This is a genomic window from Coprobacter tertius, assembly GCF_024330105.1.
Lineage (GTDB): Bacteria > Bacteroidota > Bacteroidia > Bacteroidales > Coprobacteraceae > Coprobacter > Coprobacter tertius.
The window spans coordinates 1-19555 of record NZ_JANDHW010000006.1 but is presented as its reverse complement, the minus strand read 5'-3'; the positions used below and the strand labels follow the sequence as shown (position 1 = coordinate 19555).

The following is a 19555-nucleotide window of genomic DNA, read 5'->3' as shown; positions in this document are numbered from 1 at the left end:
ATAAAGGAATTGTAGATACGAAGATATATATATTTATGATAAAAATCTTTATATTTACAGCCGTTATTCCGTGAAATTTTTTTTGCAGAAATGCAAATCATTAAATATTTAGGCATGTTTGAAAACCTGATTTCTCTCGATCGCTCTGTTTTTTTGTTCTTTAACCGTCATCATAGTCTTTATTGGGATCAGGTAATGTGGGTTTATACCGGTCGTATCATATGGATACCATTGGTATTGATGTTGGCATATGTTCTTTTTAAAAAGAATTGGAAAGAAGGCTTATTTGCCGCTGTGATGATCGGGTTGGCGGTAACACTGAGCGACCAAACTGCTTCGGCCGTATTTAAGCCGTTGTTCGAACGTTTGAGACCGGCTTGGGATCCTGATTTTTCGCCTTATGTAACGATTGTGAATGGTTATACGGGAGGACGTTACGGATTTGCTTCGAGCCATGCGGCTAATGGAATCGCTTTAGCTTTATTTACCTCGTTGTTGTTTCGTAGAAAATGGTATACGTTTACTGCTTTTTTGTGGGCTGCGATTTCGTGCTATTCACGTATGTATGTAGGCGTACATTATCCTGGAGACATCCTTGGCGGCCTTATCATCGGCACTGTAATGGCGCTTTTCGTATATTATTGTCTATATTTACCGTTACACCGGATATTTTTTGTCAAAGGTATTTTTCCCTCTGCACGACCTGTATATGAAAGATCTAATGATTCTATTTATGTAATGGGTATGATCTACTTTATATTTATTTTCATTTTAATTGCGTCACCTCTTATAAATTTTGCGATTAAGTAATTAGTTGTCAAATTAAGATAAAAGACGAACGTTTCGCCTCCTTTTATTGTTTTATAAAGAAATAATAAAAGGTTTTATCTATGAAAGCTAAACAGATAATATTGCGATCTCGTCCGCAGGGAATGCCCGTAAAAGATAATTTCGCATTTGAGGATATACATTTAAGAGAGATAAAAGACGGTGAGGTTCTACTGAAAGCAAAGTTTATATCGGTCGATGCTTATATGAGAGGGCGTATGAATGAATCGAATACGTTTATATGGCCGTATGAAGTAGGAAAACCCATTGATGGTGGTATGGTAGCTACAGTGGTAGAAAGCAAAAGCGATGCTTTAATTAAAGGAGACCGCGTGGTGGGAATGTTACCTTGGGCAACCTATTCTATTGATTCGGTAGAGCGTTTAAGAAAAATATATACCGATGAATTTCCCGATGGCTATTATCTTGGTGTTTTAGGTATGCCGGGTTTAACGGCTTATTTCGGAATGGTTGAAATTTGTCGCCCTAAACCTCGTGAAGCGGTTCTTGTTTCTGCCGCTGCCGGATCTGTCGGATTAGTTGCCGGACAGATTGCCCGTATAATGAACTGTCGGGTAATAGGTATTACAGGCTCTGATGAAAAAGTCGATATTTTGAGGAAAGAGTTTGGATTCGATGATGTAATTAATTATAAAACGACAAAAGATCTATCGGGTGCTATTTCGGAATTATGCCCGAAAGGAGTCGATTGTTATTTCGATAATGTTGGAGGTGAGATATCCGAAGCTGTAATTGCACATCTTAATTATCATGGGAGGGTAGCGTTCAGCGGTAGTATTGCTTATTATAATGAAACCGGTGATAAGGAAAAACCTGGGCTTACGGCGATGGTGCTGGAAAAAGGAGGACATTTTAAAGAGTTTATCGTCGGAGATTACCAGCGTCGGTATCTTGAAGGATTGTCTCATTTGATGACCTGGTTAAAAGAAGGAAAGATGCATTATACCGAAACGATTATAGATGGTTTCGAAGAATTGCCCCGGGCTTTTTTAGATCTTTTCGAAGGGCGTAATATCGGAAAAATGCTTGTGCGTGTAAATGAATAAAAACGTATCTTTATCCCGGCCAAACGGTCGGGATATTTTAAAATGTAATGAAGGAATGAAAATAACATATATATATCATAGCGGTTTTACGATAGAAACAGAAACAGTGCTGGTTGTCATCGATTTTTATAAAGATCCTGCCAGTATCGTGCCGGGCTTATTGAGCAGTGCCTTTAAACCGGTATATGTTTTGTCTACTCATTTTCACTCAGATCATTTCAATCCTGAGATATTCGAATGGAAAGAATTGCGGCCCGATATTCATTATATTTTATCCCATGATATCAAAAAACATCGCAGGATTGTTTCCGATGGAATTACATTTTTGAAAAAAGGAGATATTTATTCCGATGATTTAATCGATATAAAGGCTTTTGGCTCTACCGATTCGGGAGATTCTTTTTGGATTCGGAACGGTCAACAGTCTGTTTTTCATGCAGGCGATCTTAACGATTGGCACTGGAATGAAGAATCTTCTCTTCAGGAGGTAAAGGAAGCTCGTAATGCATTTAAGGCGGAGTTGGCAGATATTGTTAAAGATGTTCAGGCTTTTGATGTCGCTTTTTTTCCGGTCGATCCGAGAATGGGGAAAGATTATGCACTTGGTGCTGAGGAATTTTTGGATACAATAAAAGTAGGTGTTTTCATTCCGATGCATTTCTGGGATGATTATGATGCAGCAGCTGCTTTTCAGCTGATTGCTGAAAAACATGGATCGCAATTCGTCAAATGGGAGAAACCGGGCCAGATTTATTATCTATAAAATTTATTAACGTTTTTAATAGCAATCCCAACTATATAAAACATTGTCAAAGTCGAGGCGCTTAAAATCATCAGGAGTAATAAAAAAATTAGCGATACCGCAATCACCCCACATCAATCCCGATGATTCTTCAGAGACCAATTGTAAAAGTAAGATAGAGTAGTCTTTGTATTCATAACGGGGGTCTTCTTGGGTAAATGAAGGGTATCCACCGATTTTGCTTTCTACAGTCGGGTGAAGATTTTCTTCTATAAATTCTATAACTTTTTCGGGAACCGTATCTACATTGGACCCGGTTACCTGCTGGTAAACCGGCAAGAGTTTTTCTCTAAAGTTCCATATCCAATGGCTGATATAGTCGGTGGTAATACGGCCTTCTATTTTACAAGTTTTGTGTACCGGAAACATTTCTTTGTCATAAGTCTTTACAGGTGATGAATAGGTCGTTTCATTTCCAGTTATTCCCGGGTGGAAACAGACACGAAAAGAATTTTGATTTATTCTGTTATCAAAATCCATCCCGTAAAACATTTTGTCTTTTATATAGAATTGCAGGATACCGTTTGCCGGGAATCCTTCGATACGAGGAAGTTCCGAGAAATTTATCTGGGCCAGAAATACGAGTGGTTCTCCCGATGATTTATCGACAGGATAAATAAATCCTTCCGGTAAAAATGGTTCTCCGGCAATTTTGCTATTAAATACAGAGGTTTCTTCATCCTTGAAAATTAGTGATATACAGGGTTTCGATATTTGATGCTTTATTTCGATTAATACTTTTTCAGCAACATTCTCCGGCAATTTTTTTGTATTCTTTTTATCGGATAGGAAGTCGAATAATCCCATGGTTTTTATAATATTTATAGTGTAAATTTGTTATTTAATAGTTAGAGAGTTTTTGTGGGGAGCCACTCCAGGAACATCCCATACAATAAACAGTATCGGTGTCCGATCCTTCGGGTAATACATTTCCATTACGCGATATGACTTTACCTTCTGCGGTAACATATACCGGGATGCGTTCACCTGCAGTATTTTTAATATACAGTGAAGGAATTTTACACTGCGGACAAATTTTTTTTCTCATTATATCGAGTTTATATGCAAATATACCTTTTTATAGGGTAATGTACTATCTTTTATGTAACTTATCTTTATTTTTGCAACAAATTAATTCGACGACATAGATGAAAAAAACTATCATAGATTTATTTGAAGAATCGGTAAATAAATATGCGAATAATATATTTTTACTCGAAAAAACAGCTGATCGGTTCGAACCTACTACTTACTCTCAGGTAAAGGAAAAAGTTTATGTCTTAGGGGCGGGTCTTCAGGCACTCGGTGTAAAAAAAGGAGATAATATGGCATTATTATCCGAGGGTCGCAATATGTGGATTATCGGAGAATTGGCTATGTTTTATGCTGGAGCGGTAAATGTCCCTCTTTCGGTAAAGCTCGAAGAAAATAATGATTTATTGTTTAGATTGAAACATTCGGATACAAAGTTTATCATGACATCCGGAACACAAATAAAGAAAATAAGGGCGATTGTGAAAGATTTACCGGATGTTGAAAAAGTAATTATATTTGATGAAATTGATCATTATGAAGAAAAAGAGGTTTCACTTTCTGAAATAATGTGTATGGGAAACGAATTTCTGAGTGCGCATACGCAGGATGAATTTCTAAGCATAAGCAAAAGTATTAAGAATGAAGATTACGCGACAATTACTTATACCTCGGGAACGACTGCCGATCCGAAAGGTGTTATACTCACACATCGTAATTATACTGCAAATGTAGAACAAGCCTTGACCTTAGTCGATATAGATGAGAATTGGCGTACGTTAATTATTTTACCACTCGACCATTGTTTTGCACATGTCGTCGGTTTTTATATTTTTATGTCTCAGGGAGCGTCTGTAGCAACTGTACAGAATGGACGTACACCTCTCGATACATTAAAAAATATACCGGTAAATATTAAAGAAGTAAAACCTTATTTGATACTGAGCGTGCCGGCTTTAGCTAAAAATTTCAAAAAAAATATCGAGAATGGTATCCGTTCTCAGGGGAAATTTGCATATAAATTATTTAAGGCGGGGATAAAGGTTTCCGAAGTATATAATGCCGAAGGGGATAATAAAGGGAAGGGTGCCCGTATATTTTTAAAACCATTGGTTTCACTTTTCGATAAAATATTATTTTCTAAAATTCGTGAAAATTTCGGAGGAGAATTACGTTTTTTTATAGGGGGTGGGGCGTTACTCGATAGAGATCTCCAAAAGTTTTATTATGCGATAGGTATTCCTATGTATCAGGGATATGGGTTGAGTGAGGCGACACCTATTATTTCTTCTAACGGGCCTCGTCGTCATACATTTGGTTCCAGTGGTGTGTTAGTGAAACCATTAGATATTAAAATATGTGATTCTGACGGAAAAATGCTGCCTCCGGGAGAAAAAGGAGAAATTGTAGTAAAAGGTGAAAATGTTATGGCCGGATACTGGAAAAATGCGGAGGCCACGGCTTCTACTGTAAAAAACGGTTGGTTATATACTGGTGATTTGGGTTATATAGGTACCGACGGATTATTATATGTTTTAGGCCGTTTCAAAAGTTTGCTTATTGGAAATGATGGAGAAAAGTATAGTCCTGAAGGTATCGAGGAAGCCATTGTAGAACATTCATCCTGTATTAGTCAGGTTATGTTGTATAATAATCAGAATGCTTATACAGTGGCTCTTATCGTGCCGAACCGGGAAATGTTAAGAAAAAAATGGGTAACACACAAAGTTAAACAGGGTACTCCTGAAGCTGCTTCAGAAGCGATACGTATTATCGAAACTCAGATAAATCGTTTTAAAGCGGGAGGCCCTTACAGTGCGTTATTCCCGGGAAGATGGCTACCAGCTGCTTTTGCCGTATTACCAGAACCATTTAGTGAACAAAACCAAATGATTAACAGCACGATGAAAATGGTACGGGGAAAGATAGAGAAGTCATATCGTGATCGAATTGATTTTTTGTATACGGCAGAAGGTAAAAATCCTCGCAATGAAGCTAATTACAGGTCGTTATATAATTATTGAAGAAGCAGCTCTGTGGTATTAAACCAATAGATGCCTGTATTTGTTAAAATAAGGATTATAATCGATTGTAATAATGGATATAGTATTGTTGATTGCAGGTTTAGGCCTGGTTCTTTTAGGGGCAAATATGCTTACAGACTGGTCGGCTGCATTGGCCAAACGTTTCGGTTTATCTGAATTTGTTATTGGTCTTACTATCGTAGCAATAGGTACATCTGCTCCCGAACTGGTTGTAAGTGTTATATCTGCAGTGCAGGGAAACGGAGATGTAGCCGTGGGGAATATCTTAGGCTCTAATATGTTCAATACTCTTGTTATTATAGGCATTACGGCAATAATTATCCCGGTTCCTTTTACTGCTGACAATATTCGAAAAGATATTCCTTTTGCTTTATTGGCTTCGTTTATTCTATTGGTTGTGGTTTCTGATGTTTATTTAAAAGATAGTACTGAAGGTGTGATTAGCCGGGGAGAAGGAATATTGATGCTTTTTTTCTGGATTGTATTTATGGTTTATACTTTGTTTTCAGCCAAGAATGGAGTTTCTCCCGAAACCTCTAAAGAAAATACGGTTTCTAAAAGTATATGGTTGATGCTATTAATGATCGGGTTGGGTTTAGTCGGTTTGATTTATGGTGGAAAATTGTTTCTTGATAGCGGGATATCTCTTGCTCGTTCTATAGGAATCAGCGAATCTGTTATTGCTATTACTCTTATGGCCGGAGGGACATCCTTGCCCGAATTAGCGGCATGTGTAGTATCTGCTTTAAAAGGTAAGCCTCAGATGGCGCTGGGCAATGTAATCGGATCTAATATCTCTAATATTTTTCTAATACTTGGTTTAAGTGCATCTATTCATCCTTTGAAATTAGGGAATATACTCCCTGCCGATATGGTAGTACTTACAATAAGTTCGTTGTTGATTTTTTTAACGGCTTACACATTTAAAAAGCGGGCGGCTGACCGTATAGAAGGAATTGTTTTTTTACTTTTGTATGTAGCTTATATAATATGGCTGATAATGCGTTAGTTTTTTTGTAAAAATATAATTATGGAATATCTTTTTTTGCAGTATCCCACATGTGATACCTGTCGTAAAGCTGGTAAATGGCTCGATGAACGAAATGTACTTTATAAGAAACGTCATATAACCGAACAAAATCCGACGTATGAGGAACTTAAAAAATGGATTAAAAGCAGTGGCTTACCGGTTAAGAGTTTTTTTAATACGAGCGGTCAGGTATATAAAGAACTAAATTTGAAAGATAAATTATCTTCGATGTCCGAAGAGGAACAAATACGTTTACTATCTTCAAATGGGAAACTAATTAAAAGACCGTTAATTGTGGGGGATAACAAAGTATTGGTCGGCTTTAAACCGACAGACTGGGAATGTTTGAAATAAGAATGTTTGATATCATAAAGTACAAGAATTTTATAAAACACTGAACAAGATCGATAATAAGGGTAATATTTACTTTTATTTTGTTATATTTGCTTCGCAAAAACAGGAAGATACAGTCGTTCCGAAAGTCTTTTTATAAAAATGGTATTCGGAGTTTTTATCGGCAGTAATCGTCACAATGGATTTTTTTAGATGAAAATGGTAAAAAAATCTTGTATTTATTTAATTATTTGCCATTCTTTATTAAAGTAATAACTAACAAAATGCAGGTTGCGATAATAAAATATAATGCCGGAAATATCTATTCGGTAGATTGTGCGCTAAAACGAGTCGGAGTAGAAGCTGTAATTACCGATGATGAGAAAATATTGCGTTCGGCCGATAAAATAATTTTTCCCGGTGTAGGTGAGGCTGCCTCGACTATGGCCTATTTGAGAGAAACAGGGTTAGATCGGTTGATAAAATCGTTAAAACAACCGGTTTTGGGTATTTGCATCGGTTTGCAACTTATGTGCAGGCATTCTGAAGAAGGGGATGTCGATGGACTCGGAATTTTCGATATTGATGTAAAACGGTTTAAACCTGTATCGGGAGAAAAAATTCCACATATGGGATGGAATACGATAACCAGAGTCGATACAAGGATGTTTCCGTCTGGTCTTGAAAATGAATTTGTATATTTTGTGCATAGTTATTATGTCCCTTTATGTGAATATACGTCGGCGAAAACTGAGTATATTTTGCCTTTCAGTGCGGCATTGCACAAAGATAATTTCTATGCGACTCAATTTCATATCGAAAAGAGCGGTAGTGCGGGAGAAAAAATATTTACTCATTTTTTAAATTTATAATTTATGATAGAGATCGTACCGGCTATAGATATTATCGGCGGTAAATGTGTACGGCTCGTACAAGGAGATTATGACCGTAAAACGATCTATAATGAAGATCCGTTAGAGGTTGCCAAAACATTTGAAGATAATGGGATAACTCGTTTGCATGTTGTCGATCTTGATGGTGCTAAAGCCAGTCATATTGTAAATTATAAAGTTTTGGAACGTATTGCTGCAAAAACGTCGCTTACGATCGATTTTGGCGGAGGACTTAAAACCGATGAGGATGTAAAAATTGCATTCGAAAGTGGGGCCACAATGGTAACAGGAGGCAGTATTGCTGTTAAAAGCAGGGAGATATTTATGTCGTGGATCGATAAATATGGCCCTGACCGTATAATATTAGGGGCCGATGTAAAAGATAAAAAAATTGCGGTTTCGGGGTGGCAGGAATCGTCTGAATATGAATTATTCCCTTTTGTATCCGAATACCTTAAGGCCGGAATTACAAAGGTAATTACTACCGATATAAGTAGAGACGGTATGTTACAAGGGCCTTCACTCGATCTTTATCGAGAAATGCTTGTATCGTTAGAGGGCTTATATCTTATTGCCAGTGGAGGCGTGAGTTCTGTGTCTGATATAGAAATATTACAGGAGAACGGCATACAATCGGTAATCTTTGGTAGAGCTATTTATGAAGGATGTATCGATTTAAAAGATTTACGCCGTTTTTTATAAAAAGAGAATTATATGTTAGCTAAAAGAATTATACCTTGCCTCGATGTAAAAGATGGTAAAACAGTAAAAGGAGTGAACTTTGTCAATTTCAGGGATGCCGGAGATCCGGTAGAACTGGGGCGTGCATATAGTGAGCAAGGTGCCGACGAACTGGTTTATCTCGATATAACAGCGTCTTTTGAAGGACGAAAAACATTTACGGAGTTAGTGAGAAAAGTCGCCGCAAAAGTAAGTATACCGTTTACTGTTGGTGGTGGAATAAATGAATTATCGGATGTCGATCGTTTATTAAATGCCGGAGCCGATAAAGTTTCGGTTAATTCTTCCGTTTTAAGACGTCCGGAGTTGATTGACGAAATTGCGAAAAATTTTGGGAATCAGGTTTGTGTTGTCGCTATTGATGCTAACTTTGAAAGCGGATTATGGAAATGTTATCTCAATGGTGGCAGGGTACCTACTGGCAAGGATATGTTCGAATGGGCATTGGAAGCTCAGAATAGGGGAGCCGGTGAGATACTCTTTACCAGTATGACACATGACGGGGTAAAAGAAGGCTATGCAAATGAGGCGTTGGCCCGATTGAACGAATTATTACAAATACCTGTTATCGCATCGGGAGGTGCTGGTAAAAAAGAACATTTCAGAGATGCTTTTATTATTGGAAAAGCCGATGCTGCTTTGGCCGCCAGTGTTTTTCATTTTGGAGAAATACCTATCGGAGAATTAAAAGATTATTTGGATAAAGAAAATATTTGTGTACGAAAATAAAAGGATAAAATGAATATAGATTTTGAAAAGATGGGCGGTTTGGTGCCGGCTATTATACAGGACAGTTTTACTTCTAAAGTACTTATGTTAGGTTTTATGAATGCTGAAGCCTTGCAAAAAACAAAAGAATTGGGGAAAGTTACTTTCTTTAGCCGCACGAAAAATCGCTTGTGGACAAAAGGTGAGGTAAGCGGTAATTTTCTTATGGTAGATTCTATAACCGAAGATTGCGATAAGGATACGCTTCTGATTAAAGTGCGTCCGGTCGGTCCGGTATGTCACACCGGCAGCGATACTTGTTTCGGAGAATCTAATACAGAAGATATAATGTTCCTTAAGTATTTACAGGATTTTATCGACCGGCGTAAAAAAGAAATGCCGGAAGGATCTTATACGACATCTCTTTTTAAAAAAGGTATTAACCGTATGGCACAAAAGGTAGGCGAAGAAGCTGTAGAAACGGTTATTGAAGCTACAAACGGGACCGATGACCGGTTGATATACGAGGCATCCGATCTTATTTATCATCTTATCGTATTGCTTACTTCTAAAGGTTACCGGCTCGAAGATCTTGCCTGTGAACTGAAAAAAAGACATAAAGAATAAAAAACTTCAGATGGAACAGAAACTATTGGTGCAGTATGATAAAGTAGAAATTTGCCGGCAGGAACTTATTATCCTTAAAGATGTGGATTTTAAATTATATACCGGTGAGTTTGTCTATTTTATAGGTCGTGTGGGGACTGGGAAAAGTAGCCTTCTGAAGACGATGTATGCCGAGATACCGGTTTCGGGTGGGGAGGCATCGGTATTAGGATACGATATGAACGCTTTACGCCGTAAAGATGTTCCCATGCTTCGCCGTCAGATAGGCATCGTATTTCAGGATTTCCAATTACTTACCGACCGCTCCGTGAATGATAATTTGTCGTTTGTTCTAAAAGCTACCGGTTGGAAAAATAAAGCAGAGATAGCAGAGCGCGTCGAAGAAGTACTGGTGCAAGTCGGTATGCAGAATAAGGCGTATAAAATGCCTCACGAACTGTCGGGTGGTGAGCAGCAACGCATTGTAATCGCCAGAGCACTATTAAATTCTCCTAAAATAATTATGGCCGATGAGCCTACCGGAAATCTTGATCCGCAAACTGGGAAACAGATTGTTTCGCTTTTGCATGATATATGTCGTAAGGATACGGCTGTAATTATGACGACTCATAATCATCACTTGGTAGAGGAGTTTCCCGGACGTATTCTTAAATGTGAGAATAAGCGTTTCGTTGAGGTTAGCGATGTAAAAGAGTAAAAACAAGATTGGTTATTCGGTAGAAAAAATGTAACTTTGTGCCCATTATGGGCAATTGCCTTTTGTAATTTAGAACGTAACAACAACAGTAATAATTAATTAAAACGGAAATGAAAGTTTTAAAATTTGGTGGAACGTCTGTAGGTTCGGCTCAACGAATTAAAGATGTTGCTAAACTGATCTGCGATGGTGAGCGTAAAATCGTAGTGCTTTCTGCAATGTCGGGTACGACCAACACACTCGTTGAGATATCGGATTATTTATACAAAAAAAATCCGGTAGGTGCCAATGAAGTAATCAATGCCCTCGAGAAAAAATATATGGGGGTAATTGACGAACTGTATACGGCCGACAGTTATAAAAAGCAAGCTGCTGAAATTATAAAGTCTCATTTCGATTATATACGTACGTTTACAAAAGACCTTTTCACGATGTTTGAGGAAAAGGTGGTTCTTGCGCAGGGAGAACTTATGTCTACTGCTATGATGGATCTCTATTTGAAAGAGCAAGGGGTGAAATCGGTGTTGTTACCGGCCCTCGAATATATGCGAACCGATAAAAACGCGGAACCTGATCCTGTTTATGTAAAAAATAAACTGAGTGATATGCTGGAAGCGAATAAGAACGTAGATATTTATATCACACAAGGTTATATTTGCCGCAATGCATACGGAGAAGTGGATAATTTACAGCGTGGCGGAAGCGATTATTCTGCATCTCTCGTAGGAGCGGCTATAAATGCTGAAGAAATACAGATATGGACAGATATCGATGGTATGCACAATAACGATCCCCGCTATGTTGAACATACATCACCTATACGGCAATTGCATTTCGAAGAAGCTGCTGAACTGGCTTATTTCGGTGCGAAAATATTGCATCCTACTTGTATATTGCCGGCTAAACTGGGAAATATACCTGTAAGATTACTGAATACAATGGAGCCCGACGCTCCCGGAACACTGATTTATAATAATTCAGAAAGGGGAAAAATAAAAGCGGTTGCTGCCAAAGACGGTATTACGGCTATAAAAATAAAATCGAGCCGGATGTTGCTGGCATACGGTTTCCTCCGTAAGGTATTCGAAATATTTGAAAGTTATCAGACAGCCATCGATATGGTGACGACATCTGAAGTAGGAGTATCGGTAACTATCGATAATACGAAGCATTTGACTGAAATTCTCGATGATTTGAAAAAATTCGGGACCGTTACGGTGGATAAAGATATGGTAATTATCTGCGTTGTCGGCGATCTTGAGTGGAATAACATCGGGTTTGAATCGAATGCGATGGAGGCGATGAGAAAAATTCCGGTACGAATGGTTTCTTATGGTGGAAGCAATTATAATATATCGTTCCTTATAAAGGCGGAAGATAAGAAAGCTGCCCTACAATCATTGAGCGATTCGCTTTTTAATAATAAATGATAATAATGAGAAGACACGGGCTGAATTTTCAGTTCGTGTTTTTTTCTAATATATGATCGAATAAACCCAAAAAATTGAAGCGATGAAAGGAAATTTCCCTGTAACTGCATTAGAGAATATCGAGACTCCGTTTTATTATTATAATATACCCTTATTGAGGGAAACTCTCGGTGTTGTGACTCATGAGGCGGGAAAATATAATTATCATGTGCATTATGCTGTAAAAGCCAATGCTAATTCACGTATTTTATCGGTGATTTGTGAGAATGGTATAGGGGCCGATTGTGTAAGCGGAGGAGAAATAAAAGCTGCGTTGAAAGCGGGTTTCTCAGCCGACAAAATTGTTTATGCCGGGGTCGGAAAATCGGATTGGGAAATTGATTTAGGACTTGATACCGATATTTTTTGCTTTAATGTTGAATCGATTCCTGAATTGAACGTAATTAATGAGAGAGCTTCTATAAAGAATAAAATTGCACCGGTTGCGCTTCGACTCAATCCGAATGTAGATGCTCATACTCACCATTATATTACTACGGGATTAAATGAAAATAAATTCGGCATTAATCTGATTCATCTCGAAGGTGTTCTCGATCATTTATCCGGATTGAAAAATGTAAAATTGGTGGGATTGCATTTTCATATAGGTTCGCAAATTACCGATATGGATGCTTTTAAAAGCCTTTGTGTGCGTATAAACGAAATACAAGAGACACTATATCGTCGCCATATTATCGTAGATATAATCAATGTAGGAGGTGGTTTAGGAGTTGATTACGAAAACCCTGATCGCCAACCGATTCCAGAATTTAAAAGCTATTTCGAAGTATTTTATCGTCATCTTAAGTTAAGACCTAAACAGCAGCTTCATTTTGAATTGGGCCGTTCTTTGGTATGTCAATGCGGGAGTCTTATGACCAAGGTGTTGTATGTAAAAGAAGGAGTAAATAAAAAATTTGTTATTGTTGATGCGGGGATGACCGATCTTATACGCCCGGCTTTATATCAGGCTTATCATAAAATTGAAAATCTTTCTTCTGAAGGTCCGGTTAGGGAATATGATGTAGTAGGCCCTATTTGCGAGTCGAGCGATTGTTTCGGCAAATGTGTTTCTTTGAATGAAACAAAGCGAGGTGATCTTATAGCTTTACGTTCGGCTGGTGCTTATGGTGAAATTATGGCATCGAGATATAATTGTCGTGAATTGCCGAAAGTAAGGTATTCCGATGATATTTAAAATATAGAATTGTATAATAAATCAGGCGTTTTCAGTATTGAAAACGCTTTTTTTTAATTTTATGTTTTTGATATATAGAAATTTTATGAATATCTACAACTTAATATTATCTTAAAATATGTGTTAAATTTACAATGTTTTTTTGCTCGATAATTCGAAAATTATTATTTTTGTATCAAATTTAAAATTGTAATAATTACAATTATGTATCAAAGACAAGTTGCAGAACATTTAATACATCATCAGATAAAACCATCGTTACAGAGAATAGCCATTATGGAATATTTGATGAACCATGCGACGCATCCTTCTGTTGATACGATTTTTAACGATTTATATTCTGCTATCCCGACTTTATCGAAAACGACTGTTTATAATACACTAAAATTATTTGTAGAAAATGGTGCAGCTCAAATGCTTACTATTGATGAGAGAAATATACGCTATGATGCGGATATAACACCTCATGCGCATTTTAGATGTATTACTTGTGGAGAAATCTACGATATACTTCTTAATAAGGGAGCTTTGGTAGATTTAATGCATCCGATCGATTTTAAAATAGAGGATATTCAAATTTATTATAAAGGATATTGTAAAAAATGTTTGGGGCTTGCCCCGGATAATATATCAAAAACTTAATTAGAAGTATTATTATGAAAAAGAAGTTTATTTGTACCGTATGTGGTTATGTTCATGAAGGAGAAGAAGCTCCTGATTTTTGTCCTCAGTGTAAACAGCCTAAAAGTAAATTTAAGGAAGTTGTTGAGACGGAAGGTGCATTGACTTTTGCAGACGAACATCGCATAGGCGTTGCTAAGGGAGTGGATGCTGAAGTTTTGGAAGGACTAAAAGCTCATTTTAACGGGGAGTGTACCGAAGTTGGAATGTATCTTGCTATGAGTCGTCAGGCCGATCGTGAAGGGTATCCTGAAGTGGCAGAAGCATATAAACGTATTGCTTGGGAGGAAGCCGAACATGCCGCTAAATTTGCTGAATTGCTGGGTGAAGTAGTATGGGATACCAAAACGAATTTGAAGGCACGTATGGATGCTGAAAGTGGGGCTTGTGAAGATAAGAAACGCATTGCAACTCGTGCAAAAGAATTGGGCCTCGATGCTATCCATGATACAGTACACGAAATGTGTAAAGACGAAGCTCGTCATGGAAAAGCTTTCGAGGGACTCTATAATCGCTTTTTCAAGAAATAATTTTTTAAGGTAATAGGTTAAATATGCTTTATGTCCGATATGTAATTACATATCGGACATCTTTTTTTATATGTGGTTTCGGACGTTATTTTTTCCTTTTGGAATCGAACGTTCGTTTAAAGATTTTTTTAGATCGAGTCGTATATAATGAATTTTACTCTTTACGTTCCTATAGGAATATTCATTTCTTCTGCGATTTCTTCGTATTTATACTGGGAAATATACATGCCAAAAAGTAATCGGCTTTGTTTATCTAGTTTCGAGATCATGGTATTCATCAGTTTATAATCGTATAGTTCATCAAAGGTACCTTCTGAAATAAAGTCTGTTGCTTCTTCGTTTATTTCTATTGTTATTCTGTTTTTATGTTTTCGATAGTCGTTTATAAAGATATTTTTCATAATAGTGAAAATCCAAGCTTTGAAATTTGTGTTTTCTCTGAACTTTTCTTTGTTCTCAATTGTTTTAACTATTGTATCTTGAAATAAATCTTCTGCATCTTCTTTATTTGAAGTTAGAAAATAAGCAAAATGCATTAGCGGTTTATGTAAATCGACCAGATTGCTATTGATATTAAGAAGGTTCATTTTATTTTTGCAAATTATATAATAAAAAAAGCCTCCGCTGAATAAAGTCGTCTCACTTACTTTTTAAAACACACAATCGTTGTGTGCACAGCGGAGGCTTATAATACCTCTTGCTCGCATACAGCGATTAATATGCTTCTTAAGTAAGTGAGACATTACAAATGTAGTATAAATATCGCATCCCTCACAATAAATTTTCCCATATTTAAAGGTTAATGATAAAATGTCCGAATCAGACTAAAATACAGGTAAAATAGTCGAATTTTGTCCTATTTTTTTAATATGTATTGTTGATTTCGACTACTTTTTTCATGAATGTTTTTTTATATCATAATATTATATTGGCTTATTCTTATTAATGTATTAACTTTGACAACCAGTTTACATGATAAAGAAATAGATGCGATCTGCCGTATCTGATTAATTTGATTAGAATCTAAGAATATTTTAAAGTGTGATAAAATGAATATGAAAAAAATTATTTTTTTGTCCTGTGTACTTATCCCCGGCTTGGGATGGGCGCAGCAAATAAAAACTGAAACTCCTTTGATCGATGGGGCTTTTGCTGTAGCTGTGAAAACGATTGACGATAATACCGAATCGAATTTGATAGAGGCGGGGGCTGATTATGGTGGAGAGTGGACTCGGGATATATCTATCAATTCATGGAATGCCTGTAGTCTTTTACGGCCGGTAGCAGCCGAATATTCAATGTGGAGCGTTACTCGTGATAATCGTTCGAAGATAGGTCATCAGTATTGGGATCAGATTATTTGGGTGCCGGCAGCATATAATCATTATTTGATTAATGGAGACAAAGAATTTCTGAAAGAGGCTTTTATATGTTCCGCTAATACGATGGATGAGCTTGAAAACAAGGCTTTCGATTCGATTTATGGCCTATTTACAGGACCGTCGGTTTTTAATGATGGGATTGCCGGTTATGAAGAGCCTATTTTCGATCCGAAAAATAACTCTTCTTATGTACTCGATTTTCCTGCGGCTAAAAAGATAAAATGTTTGAGTACGAATTGTATATATTATGAAGCTTACTTGAGGTTGGCCGATATGGCTGAATTATTGGGGAATGAATCTGCAGAAAAAATTTATAAAAAGAAAGCGGCAGCATTGAAAGATAATATACGCAAATATTTGTATGACAAAAAGAATAATAAACTGAATTATTTGATAGATGCCGATGGAAATGTACATCATTTTCAGGAAGGACTTGGGCTGTCTTTTGCTATATTGTCGGGAGTCGTTTCAAAAAAGGAAGCCAGATCGATTATCGAAAAGGCTCATATAAGCAATTACGGTATACCTTCTGTATATCCCGATTTCAAAAGATATTCGACAGAGAAACCGGGACGGCATAATAATTTAGTATGGCCTTTTGTAAACGCATTTTGGGCGGATGCTTGTTTTAAGAGCGGAAAGTCGGAAGGTTTTATGAAAGAATTTGTTAGCCTCACCGAATTAGCTATGATAAAAAGTAAACATTCATTTTGGGAAATATACAATCCTGTGACGGGTAACCCGGATGGCGGTTGGCAGGTAGGCAGACATTGGCCTTCGTGTCGTGAGCAGACCTGGTCGGCTACCGGATATCTTCGTATGGTTTTCAACGATTTGCTGGGGATGAGTTTTTCCGAAGAAGGATTAGGTATTTCTCCTGCATTCGATTTGCTAAATCAGATAGGATTTAAAGAGCTTACAGGGATTCCTTATCGTAACAATACTATTTCTGTTATTTTTAATGGTTGTGGCGATAAACCTAAGGGTGTTTATGTAAACGGTAAAAAAATGAAAAAGGCATTTATTCCTGCAGATATATCAAAGCCGGTTACAGTGACTTATGAGTTCTGATAAATAATATTATATTTTTATATTTATTAAAGGCTTTATTCCCAATGCGGGGAATAAAGCCTTTAATGGTAATGTATGGATATGTCAGGGGTTTTTAAACGGATATTTTAACCTATGGGATTTTTTGATTATGTTTGTACACATATCCTAAACAAGATAGATAAATATGAAGTACATCACTTTGGGCGCTATGACATTTTCGATTCTCATAGCTTGTAATCCATTAAAAAAATCAGAAAATAGTAATAACTTTGTCCAGTATGTGAATCCCATGATAGGTACCGATTTTACGGGCAATACTTATCCGGGAGCCCAGGCTCCATTCGGAATGGTCCAGTTGAGCCCCGATAACGGTCTTCCCGGTTGGGATCGTATATCCGGGTATTTTTATCCCGATTCTACAATAGCGGGATTCAGTCATACTCATTTATCGGGAACCGGTGCCGGAGATTTATATGATATATCTTTTATGCCTGTGACCAAGCCTTATAAAGAAGCGCCCGCTCCTTTGGGTATTTATTCATCTTTTTCCCATGAAGATGAAAAAGCTTCGGCCGGCTATTATCGTGTCTTTCTCAAAGATTATGGTATAAATGTTGAACTTACCGCAACCGAACGTTGCGGTATACAACGATATACTTTTCCTGAAGCGGAAGCTGTGGTATTTCTGAATCTGAAAAAAGCAATGAACTGGGATTTTACACTCGATTCATATGTCGAGGTAATCGATTCGGTTACTATCCGGGGATATCGTTTTTCACGAGGATGGTCTCCAGACCAGAGAGTATATTTTGAGACCCGTTTTTCAAAACCGTTTGTCGATTATAGTTTGGATACTACAAGTATAGTGGAAAATGGTAAACATATCGGTACAGCGTATATTGCCCGTTTTGATTTCGATACGAAGGATCGGGAACAAATTGTCGTGTTTACCGGGATTTCGGGGGTAAGTATAGAAGGTGCTTCAAAAAATCTGAATGTTGAAGCTCCAAAGAACGATTTCGACTTATATCATGACCAGGTTGTTACAGATTGGAATAAGCAATTGTCTGTTATCGAAGTTAAAGGAGGAAGTGTCGATGATAGGACGAAATTTTATACTGCTTTATATCATACGATGATAGCTCCTACGATATACAGTGATGTAGACGGTTCTTATTTCGGACCCGACAAACAAATTCATAAAACCGACGGATGGGTGAATTATTCGACATTCTCTTTATGGGATACATATCGGGCATCGCACCCGTTGTTTACCTATACCGAACCAGAAAAGACCAACGATATGGTAAAATCCTTTCTTGCATTTTACGATCAGTACGGTAGTTTACCTCTTTGGAATTTATATGGAAATGAGACCGACATGATGATCGGTTATCATGCAGTACCTGTTATTGTGGATGCATATCTTAAAGGCATTGGAGATTTCGATTCTGAAAAGGCATTACAAGCCTGTATCGCTTCTTCTGATCGCAACGATTACCGAGGAATAGGTTTGTATAAAAAATACGGATATATCCCTTATAATCTCGAAAGCGAATCGCTCTCTAAGACACTTGAATATGCTTATGATGATTACTGTATCGCCAAAATGGCTGAAAAGATGGGCAAGAAAGAAATTGCCGATAGATATTATAAGAGATCCCAGTCATACCGTAATTTATATAATCCGGCTACATCATTTATACAACCTAAAGATGACAAAGGGAAATTTATCCCGGAATTCGACGCGAAAGATTATTCTGCACATATTACTGAAAGTAACGGATGGCAGTACTTCTGGTATGTACCTCAGGATATAGACGGGCTTATCGGTTTATTAGGAAGCAAGGATCGGTTTGCCCAAAAGCTCGACAGTATGTTTACTTATGCTCCCGATGCAAAAGACGACCTGCCTATTTTCAGTACAGGAATGATAGGACAATATGCACATGGAAACGAGCCGAGTCACCATGTTATATATTTATATAATAAGATTGGGCAACCCTGGAAAACTCAAAAATATGTAGCTGAAGTTTTACACCAACTTTACTTAAATACGCCTGCAGGTCTTTGCGGGAATGAAGATTGTGGACAGATGTCGGCATGGTTCGTATTCAGTGCGATGGGCTTTTATCCTGTTGATCCTGTTAGTGGACAATATGAGATCGGTACACCTCTTTTCCCAGAAATTAAAATGAGAGTGGCAAATGGAAAAGTATTTACGGTTTTAGCACCTAAAGTTGATGCAAAAAATATATATATCCAATCTGTTAAATTAAATGGTAAACCGTATGATAAGAGTTATATTACGCATGAGCAGATTATGCACGGAGATACCATTGAATTTGAAATGGGGGATCATCCCGGTCCTGTGTGGTATAAAAGTTAATATAAAATATAAAAAACGGAAGAATTTAAATTCTTCCGTTTTTTATATTT

At 37.2% G+C, this 19555-nt stretch carries 20 protein-coding genes; 17 read left to right on the top strand and 3 right to left on the bottom strand.

Annotated elements, in window-relative coordinates; genetic code table 11:
• The first annotated feature begins 114 nt into the window (after positions 1-114).
• From NMU02_RS07205 to NMU02_RS07195, 3 genes are all read left to right on the top strand, one after another.
• Positions 115-810, top strand: a complete 696-nt coding sequence (locus NMU02_RS07205) for a phosphatase PAP2 family protein (protein ID WP_255026981.1) — start codon at positions 115-117, stop codon at positions 808-810.
• An 80-nt stretch (positions 811-890) separates the two neighbouring features.
• Complete coding sequence (locus NMU02_RS07200; protein ID WP_255026979.1) at positions 891-1895, top strand: NADP-dependent oxidoreductase; 1005 nt, start codon at positions 891-893, stop codon at positions 1893-1895.
• Positions 1896-1950: 55 nt separating this feature from the next.
• Entirely contained in the window at positions 1951-2658 is a 708-nt protein-coding gene (locus NMU02_RS07195) for an MBL fold metallo-hydrolase (protein WP_255026978.1), read from the top strand.
• Positions 2659-2673: 15 nt separating this feature from the next.
• On the opposite strand, the gene NMU02_RS07190 is transcribed toward NMU02_RS07195, so the two are convergent.
• Positions 2674-3504 (bottom strand): YwqG family protein, encoded by an 831-nt coding sequence (locus NMU02_RS07190; protein ID WP_255026976.1) that lies wholly within the window; start codon positions 3502-3504, stop codon positions 2674-2676.
• Between the two features lie 34 nt (positions 3505-3538).
• The gene (locus NMU02_RS07185; protein WP_255026975.1) at positions 3539-3745 is read right to left on the bottom strand and encodes a hypothetical protein; all 207 of its coding nucleotides are present in this window, start codon (positions 3743-3745) and stop codon (positions 3539-3541) included.
• 100 nt (positions 3746-3845) lie between these two features.
• Here NMU02_RS07185 and NMU02_RS07180 point away from each other — a divergent pair, with 100 nt between their 5' ends.
• From NMU02_RS07180 to NMU02_RS07125, 12 genes are all read left to right on the top strand, one after another.
• Positions 3846-5753: an AMP-dependent synthetase/ligase gene (locus NMU02_RS07180; protein ID WP_255026973.1), complete on the top strand. Its 1908-nt coding sequence runs from the start codon at positions 3846-3848 to the stop codon at positions 5751-5753.
• Positions 5754-5826: 73 nt separating this feature from the next.
• The gene (locus NMU02_RS07175; protein ID WP_255026972.1) at positions 5827-6783 is read left to right on the top strand and encodes a calcium/sodium antiporter; all 957 of its coding nucleotides are present in this window, start codon (positions 5827-5829) and stop codon (positions 6781-6783) included.
• Positions 6784-6804: 21 nt separating this feature from the next.
• Entirely contained in the window at positions 6805-7158 is a 354-nt protein-coding gene (locus NMU02_RS07170) for an arsenate reductase family protein (protein WP_255026970.1), read from the top strand.
• Between the two features lie 263 nt (positions 7159-7421).
• Positions 7422-8009 carry an imidazole glycerol phosphate synthase subunit HisH gene (hisH, locus tag NMU02_RS07165; protein WP_255026968.1) on the top strand — a complete coding sequence of 196 codons (588 nt, stop codon included), beginning with the start codon at positions 7422-7424 and terminating at the stop codon, positions 8007-8009.
• A gap of 3 nt (positions 8010-8012) precedes the next feature.
• Positions 8013-8732, top strand: coding sequence for a 1-(5-phosphoribosyl)-5-[(5-phosphoribosylamino)methylideneamino]imidazole-4-carboxamide isomerase (hisA, locus tag NMU02_RS07160; protein WP_255026967.1), 720 nt, complete (start codon positions 8013-8015; stop codon positions 8730-8732).
• A gap of 12 nt (positions 8733-8744) precedes the next feature.
• Positions 8745-9500: an imidazole glycerol phosphate synthase subunit HisF gene (gene hisF / locus NMU02_RS07155; protein ID WP_255026966.1), complete on the top strand. Its 756-nt coding sequence runs from the start codon at positions 8745-8747 to the stop codon at positions 9498-9500.
• A gap of 9 nt (positions 9501-9509) precedes the next feature.
• Positions 9510-10106, top strand: a complete 597-nt coding sequence (gene hisIE, locus NMU02_RS07150; protein ID WP_255026959.1) for a bifunctional phosphoribosyl-AMP cyclohydrolase/phosphoribosyl-ATP diphosphatase HisIE — start codon at positions 9510-9512, stop codon at positions 10104-10106.
• 10 nt (positions 10107-10116) lie between these two features.
• Entirely contained in the window at positions 10117-10803 is a 687-nt protein-coding gene (locus tag NMU02_RS07145) for a cell division ATP-binding protein FtsE (protein ID WP_255026957.1), read from the top strand.
• Between the two features lie 110 nt (positions 10804-10913).
• Complete coding sequence (locus NMU02_RS07140) at positions 10914-12233, top strand: aspartate kinase (RefSeq protein ID WP_255026956.1); 1320 nt, start codon at positions 10914-10916, stop codon at positions 12231-12233.
• An 82-nt stretch (positions 12234-12315) separates the two neighbouring features.
• Positions 12316-13470, top strand: a complete 1155-nt coding sequence (lysA, locus tag NMU02_RS07135; protein ID WP_255026954.1) for a diaminopimelate decarboxylase — start codon at positions 12316-12318, stop codon at positions 13468-13470.
• Positions 13471-13674: 204 nt separating this feature from the next.
• Positions 13675-14112: a Fur family transcriptional regulator gene (locus NMU02_RS07130; protein WP_255026953.1), complete on the top strand. Its 438-nt coding sequence runs from the start codon at positions 13675-13677 to the stop codon at positions 14110-14112.
• A gap of 14 nt (positions 14113-14126) precedes the next feature.
• Positions 14127-14681 (top strand): NADH peroxidase, encoded by a 555-nt coding sequence (locus tag NMU02_RS07125; RefSeq protein ID WP_255026952.1) that lies wholly within the window; start codon positions 14127-14129, stop codon positions 14679-14681.
• Positions 14682-14842: 161 nt separating this feature from the next.
• Here the strand turns inward: NMU02_RS07125 and NMU02_RS07120 are convergent, their stop codons facing one another.
• Positions 14843-15268, bottom strand: a complete 426-nt coding sequence (locus NMU02_RS07120; protein ID WP_255026950.1) for an RNA polymerase sigma factor — start codon at positions 15266-15268, stop codon at positions 14843-14845.
• 468 nt (positions 15269-15736) lie between these two features.
• On the opposite strand from NMU02_RS07120, the gene NMU02_RS07115 reads away from it, so the two are divergent.
• Both NMU02_RS07115 and NMU02_RS07110 read left to right on the top strand, forming a co-directional pair.
• Positions 15737-17134, top strand: coding sequence for an MGH1-like glycoside hydrolase domain-containing protein (locus NMU02_RS07115; RefSeq protein WP_255026948.1), 1398 nt, complete (start codon positions 15737-15739; stop codon positions 17132-17134).
• Between the two features lie 166 nt (positions 17135-17300).
• Positions 17301-19505: a GH92 family glycosyl hydrolase gene (locus NMU02_RS07110; RefSeq protein ID WP_255026945.1), complete on the top strand. Its 2205-nt coding sequence runs from the start codon at positions 17301-17303 to the stop codon at positions 19503-19505.
• Positions 19506-19555 lie beyond the last annotated feature (50 nt).